The 6,321-nt window shown below is 30.2% G+C and carries 3 protein-coding genes; all 3 read right to left on the bottom strand.

What is annotated here, in order from left to right:
• Positions 1–3,538 (bottom strand): LamG-like jellyroll fold domain-containing protein (locus EQG68_RS06640; RefSeq protein WP_187347463.1); only part of this gene is annotated, 3,538 nt, incomplete at its 3' end.
• A gap of 99 nt (positions 3,539–3,637) precedes the next feature.
• Positions 3,638–4,366 carry a LytR/AlgR family response regulator transcription factor gene (locus EQG68_RS06635; protein ID WP_129464001.1) on the bottom strand — a complete coding sequence of 243 codons (729 nt, stop codon included), beginning with the start codon at positions 4,364–4,366 and terminating at the stop codon, positions 3,638–3,640.
• Positions 4,366–6,279 (bottom strand): tetratricopeptide repeat-containing sensor histidine kinase, encoded by a 1,914-nt coding sequence (locus EQG68_RS06630; RefSeq protein WP_129464000.1) that lies wholly within the window; start codon positions 6,277–6,279, stop codon positions 4,366–4,368. Before EQG68_RS06630 ends, EQG68_RS06635 begins: the two co-directional genes overlap by 1 nt.
• Positions 6,280–6,321 lie beyond the last annotated feature (42 nt).

Here is a 6,321-nt window from a genome sequence, read left to right as displayed (position 1 = left end):
ACGCTTGAGCCGATGCTGTTGGAGCAGTAACTGAAGTCACCGTCACTGCAACTGAAGTTCTGGTACTTTCACAACCGTTAACTGTTTGTGAAACAAAATAAGTTCCGGAAGTAAGGGCTGTTGAAGAAGTCAAAGCCGAACCACCCGTTGCAGTTGCATACCAAGAAAGATTTGTTCCCGATGCTACTAAATCAGCTATAGTTGGATTGGTATTACTACAAAACGCTTGAGCCGATGCTGTTGGATCCGAGACAGAAGTTACCGTGACAGCAACCGAAGTTCTGTTACTTTCACAACCATTAACTGTTTGCGATACAAAATAAGTTCCGGAAGCGAGTGCTGTTGAAGATGCCAAAGCTGAACCACCCGTTGCTGATGCATACCAAGAAATATTTGTTCCGGTTGCTACTAAATCAGCTATAGTTGGATTGGCATTGCTACAAAACGCTTGAGCCGATGCTGTTGGAGCAGTAACTGAAGTCACCGTCACTGCAACTGAAGTTCTGGTACTTTCACAACCGTTAACTGTTTGTGAAACAAAATAAGTTCCGGAAGTAAGGGCTGTTGAAGATGCCAAAGCCGAACCACCCGTTGCTGATGCATACCAAGAAAGATTTGTTCCCGAAGCTACTAAATCAGCTACAGTTGGATTGGCATTGCTACAAAACGCTTGAGCCGATGCCGTTGGAGGAGTAGGTGTTTCATTTATGGTTACTTGAAAACTTACTCTAGCACTTTCATTTCCATTTATTGTTTGAGATACATAATAGGTTGCTGATAGTAATAAATGAGTATTTGGCAAAGCAGTACCTCCGGTTGATACATTATACCAATTGAATGTTCCAGTGCCGGTAGCAACAAGATTAGCAACTGTGGCTCCGGAACAAAAAGTTTGATTAGATACTGTTGGTGTTGGAGTTGGTTCCGAACAAGTAGTTCCGGTTGCTACTCCAAAATCTGAAACCCAGTTTGAAGTTGTGCCACTAAGTGCAAAGTTTGTTAAACTACCATTTTCAGTGTTAGTTACAGAATCAAAAAGATTAGATGTAGAATTGTTATTAATTCCATTCGTCCCTTGATTAAATTTATAATAGGCTATTAATCCATTTTCATTTCCATTTAATTCACAATTATATCTCGTTGAAATCTCTGTAGCAGTTAATTGATAATTCCAAATTCTTAAATCATCAAGATTTCCATCAAAGTATCCAAAAGTACTTACTCTACCTAAATTAATTAAACCAGATCCTAAAAAATCTGAAGTTGCAGTTCTGGTATTATCCAAAACTCCGTCAATATAAATAGATTGCAAATTAGTTGTTGCATTATATGTAGCAGCGTAATGATGCCAGTTAGAATCCGAAATAGTAGCATTAGAATTTACACCATTACTCCAGAAGTCAAAAGTAAATTTATTAGTACTTCTAAAACCAACATGCATACCATTATTATTATTTTCACTACCTTGAAAAAGAATAAAATGATCTGCATTTGTAGTTTCTCTTTTTGCCCAAAATTCAATACTAAAAGAATTATTTGCTAAAGGTAAATTTGGACCTATGATATAATCATTTGAACCATCAAAATTTAAACTACTTCCGGGAGTAAAGTTGCCTACTAATACTTGAATAAGTATTCTTTTACTTTCACAATTACCAGAAGTAGAAGAAACATAAAAATTAAAGGTTCCTGCTGTAGAAGTATTTGGAGTAGGTGCAGTTGCAGTTCCCGTTCCTCCATTTTCGGAAGAATACCACAATAAGCCGGAACCTATGGCAGTTAAAGGAGTTGCCGTATCTCCTATGTTATAAATAATTTGAGGATTAACGGTAGGTTCTAAAGATGTGAAATTATCTGTAACAACTTGTGAATCAACAACAAAGTTTGAAGTAGTTCCATTTAACATAAACGAATTAAATGTTGCATTATTTGTTGAAGAAACTGCATCAAATAAACCGGTTTGCGAAGTATTATTTACTCCACCGTTACCTTGATTAAATTGATAATATACTAATAATCCAGCTTCATTACCGTTTAATTCACAAGTTCTTCTGTTTGTAATATCTGTTTGAGTTAATTCATAATTCCAAACTCTTAAATCGTCTATATTTCCATGATAATAACCAAATGTACTTACTCTTCCTATATTTATTGCACCTGAACCATTGAAATCAGTTGTAGCGGTTCTAGTATTATCTAATACACCATCAATATAAATTGATTGTAAATTTGAAGAGGCATTATAAGTAACAGCATAATGATGCCAATTCGTATCATTAATAGTAGCATTAGAATCTACACCATTATTCCAAAAGTCAAACGTGAATTTGTTATTTGGTCTAAAACCAACATGCATTCCTATATTATTATTTGGACTCCCTTGAAAAAAAACAAAATCATCTGTATTTGTGGAACTTCTTTTTGCCCAAAATTCTATGCTAAAAGAGGTATTTGCTAAAGGCAAATTTGGACCGGATATATAATCATTATTACCATCAAAATTTAAGGATGTTGAAGGAAATGTTGGCAGTAAAGAACTCCATGCGGCTATATCAAAATTTATGGTTGCATCATTTCCGGGTTCCCATACTCTTATGTACAACGTTTGATTTGCTAAAGCAGGGTTGTTTATACTCACTAAAGAAAAATCTCCATCTCCGGAATTGTCGTCACATCCAACAAGGGATAATGACCCACAAGAACCGGAATATACTTGTAATGCTGTGTCACCTGTGTTTCCTTTTGTTTCAATATTTAGGTTTCCATTCGATGGAACTGTAACTGTGTACCATAAATCTCCGCCCTGATAATTTCCACAGGTTGGATTTGGAAGCTCGCCTGAGTTTGATATTCCTAAATTACTTTGTCCAATTAACGGTAAGTCGTAAAATGCTAAAGTTGGAGATAAAGGAATAGCATTAGAGCAACTATTATTGGTAGAAAAAAATAAACGTGTATTGGGAATATAAGAATAAAGAGCGTTTGCAGTTCCGGGTGAGTTCGGGTCTGTATTAAAAGAGTCAGATCTTCTGTGAATACCTCTGTTTTCCGGTCTTCCCTCTACTAAAAAGCTATTGCTTGGTTGCCAAGAACTATGATTATCGTCAAATGCAATAACTAAATTATCCACTCCATTATAGTAAAAAGGAGTTTGTAAATTAATTCCTCCCCAAGTATTTGTACTACTTGTATATGGACCAGCATAAACTTGAGTGAGTTGCGAAACAGGAATCCAATCTGTGGTGGAATCAAATCCATTCTTAGATGTTGTTCCAATATATACAACGGAATTATTGGCCGAACCTAGACTTGATGATGGTGCGGTATGCCATTCAATTCTGTTGATATATCCTGTTTGATTAATTTCACCGGCATGATATATGGTTTGTGAATAATTATAACCATAAGTAATTTCAATTGGTAATCTTCCGGCACTAGCAAAAACATTTGGTGCATTTCCAACTTGAATTTGTATGTTTTGTGCAAAATTAATTCCACTAAAACACACAAAAAATAAAAAGTAAAAGATTTTTTTCATAGTAGGTTTGATTAAAGTTTCTGAATCAAAAATATTTCTAACCTATTGTGAAAAAAAAACTATGTGATGGTTGATGAATTTTTTGGGATAAATGCCCTATTACAAAACATTGATTTTTTTCAAAAAATCTGCTTTATAGTTTTTAGAAATCGGAATTTTGTTGTTGTTTATGATAACATAAGAAGATTGAATTACTTCTAAGAAATTCATGTTTATTATATAGGAATTATGAATTCTGATAAAGTTTTCGGGTAAACTTTCATAAAAGGAAGAAATAGTTGCTCTTATTAGTTTAAATTTTTCATTACAATAAACTTCAAGATAATTTCCATCAGAACGAATCCACTTAATATCAGAAATTTTAATTTTTATCAAATCCAGTTTTTCTTTTACAAAGATGAATTCTTCGTTTTTGAAATTTGATTTTGTAACCTCGATAGAATCTTTTACTTCAATATTTTTTATTAAATTAAAAGTTGATATTTTTATGATAGAGATTAATTGTTCTTCGGTAAAAGGTTTTACCAAGTAATTTAAAGGTGATGTTATTTTAGCTTCGTCCAAAGTATTTGTGTCAGAGTAGGAGGTTGTATAAATAAAAGGAATTTTAAAATTTTTATTCAATTCATTTGCTACATCAATTCCGTTTTTTTTGTCATTTAAATGGATATCTAATAATATTAATTCAGGTTTTTTTTGGACTATTATATCAAAAACCTGATTATAATTTTTAGCAATTCCAATAACTTCATAGTTATTTTTTGATAAAATAATTTTAGTGTTTTCGGCAATGATTAACTCATCTTCTACAATTAAAATTTTTTGCATTAGGAATTAAATTTAATGATAAAAATATTTTTGTTTTTTACGGTTTGAAAACTAAAACTTCCATTTAGTTGTTCACTTAATATACGAACTAATTTTAATCCCAAAGTGTTTTGCTCTTCAAGCTTAAAATTATCCGGGATTAATTCTCCGTCATTTTCTAGGGTTAGTACATTGAACTTTTCAATTAATTTTAAAGAAATCCAGATATTTCCTTTGTTTTTTGTATTAAAAGAGTGCTTAAACGCATTTGATACAAGTTCATTAATTATTAAACCTAAGGGGATTGCTTGACTAATTCTTAAATTAATGTTTTCACAATTAAAATGAAATTTTATATTATCATTTTGTAGTAAGTAAATTTTTGAGAAATATTGAATTAACTCCTCTATGTATTTTTCAAAATTGATATAATTCAAATTGTCAGATTCGTATAGGTTTTGATGTAATAAGCTGATAACTTGTATTTTATTTTGAATTTCTTTGGCGGATTTTGTAAAACCTGTGTTGTCGTTTTGATTAATTTGAATTTCAAGTAAACTACTGATTATTTGAAGATTATTTTTTACTCTATGATAAACCTCTTTTAAAAGTACCTCTTTTTCATTCAATGAATGCTCAATTTTTTTCTTTTGATTAATTATGATTTGGTTTTGATTTTTTGATTTTTTAAATTGTTGAAAACTAATGAAAGAAATAATCAAAAATAAAAAAGCAGCGATTATTGTGAATATAAGTATGGTTTTTTGCGTTTTTAATTTATTTTTTGATTCTTGCTCGTATAACTTCCTTTTGTTTTTATTTACCAAATCATTTTTTGTTAACTCAAAGTTTATTTTTTGTTGAGTTAGATCATCATTAATTTTTTCATTAAAAATAGAATCGCTATATTTTTTAAAAAGTATTAAATTTTCATAAGCTTTCTTGTATTCATGAATTTCTTTATGATAAAGATGTAATTTTTCATAACATAGTTTTACAGATTCTAATTCTCCAATTTCTAATGAACTTTTTAAAGCCAACTCAGTAACTTCAATTGCTTTTTCTTTTCGATTGGTTAAGTAGTATATTTCACCTAATTCGCGATAACAATCGGCATAACCAGAAATGTTTTTTCTCTTTAAATATAAATTTAAAGATTCTTGAATATATTTTTCAGCCAAATCGTAGTCTTTCAATCCAAGATATGTCATTCCTAAGGCTCTTGAAACAAGAGGTAAATCTGTTTTATTGTATATTTTATGTTTGTCATATTGTTTTAAAAATATTTTAAGAGCTTCATCATATTTTTTTTCTTCTCTTAAACTGATTGCATTATTAAAATAAATTACATCTAACAGCCTTTTTGCTTTTTCTGATTTTAATTTAATTAGTATCTCAATAGCTTTTTCTAAATTTTCTTTTTCGAGTTTTTTATTATTTTGTTTGTAGTAAAGTATGGCATAATTGTTATAAATTCTGGCAATTCCAATACTGTCATTTAAAAGTTCATAATACTTTCTGGCGTTATTTAAGTTTGTTAAAACTTTAGTAAAATCATTTTTTAGATTATAAGATTGTGATAAGTAAAAATAATTCGCAGCCAAAGCTTCTTTGTCATTATTTTTTAAGTTAATAGACAAGGACTTATTATGGAATTTAATTGACTGATCGAATTTGCTTTTATAAAACAGACATCTCCCTTTTAATTGATAAGAAGCGGCTAACGTATTTGATGCATTTTTGTTTATCCCGAAACGAATGGCCTTTTCAGCATAATATAGAGAAGAGTCTTTATTTTCATCAAAAAATTTTAATCCAATTTCATAATAAAATTTAACTGAATCATTTTCAGTCGTTTTTTTATTTTCAGTTATTGAAAAGGCTGAAAACGGGATGAGTAATAGAAGTAAATGAATTTTTCTAATTGTTAACATAAAAAAAATTTTTACAAGTTATTTTTTTTTCTCAACAATATT

Origin of the sequence: Flavobacterium piscinae (assembly GCF_004122145.1) — a bacterium.
Lineage (GTDB): Bacteria > Bacteroidota > Bacteroidia > Flavobacteriales > Flavobacteriaceae > Flavobacterium > Flavobacterium piscinae.
The sequence above is the reverse complement of the archived record's forward strand: the minus strand, read 5'-3'. Positions and strand labels throughout refer to the sequence as shown.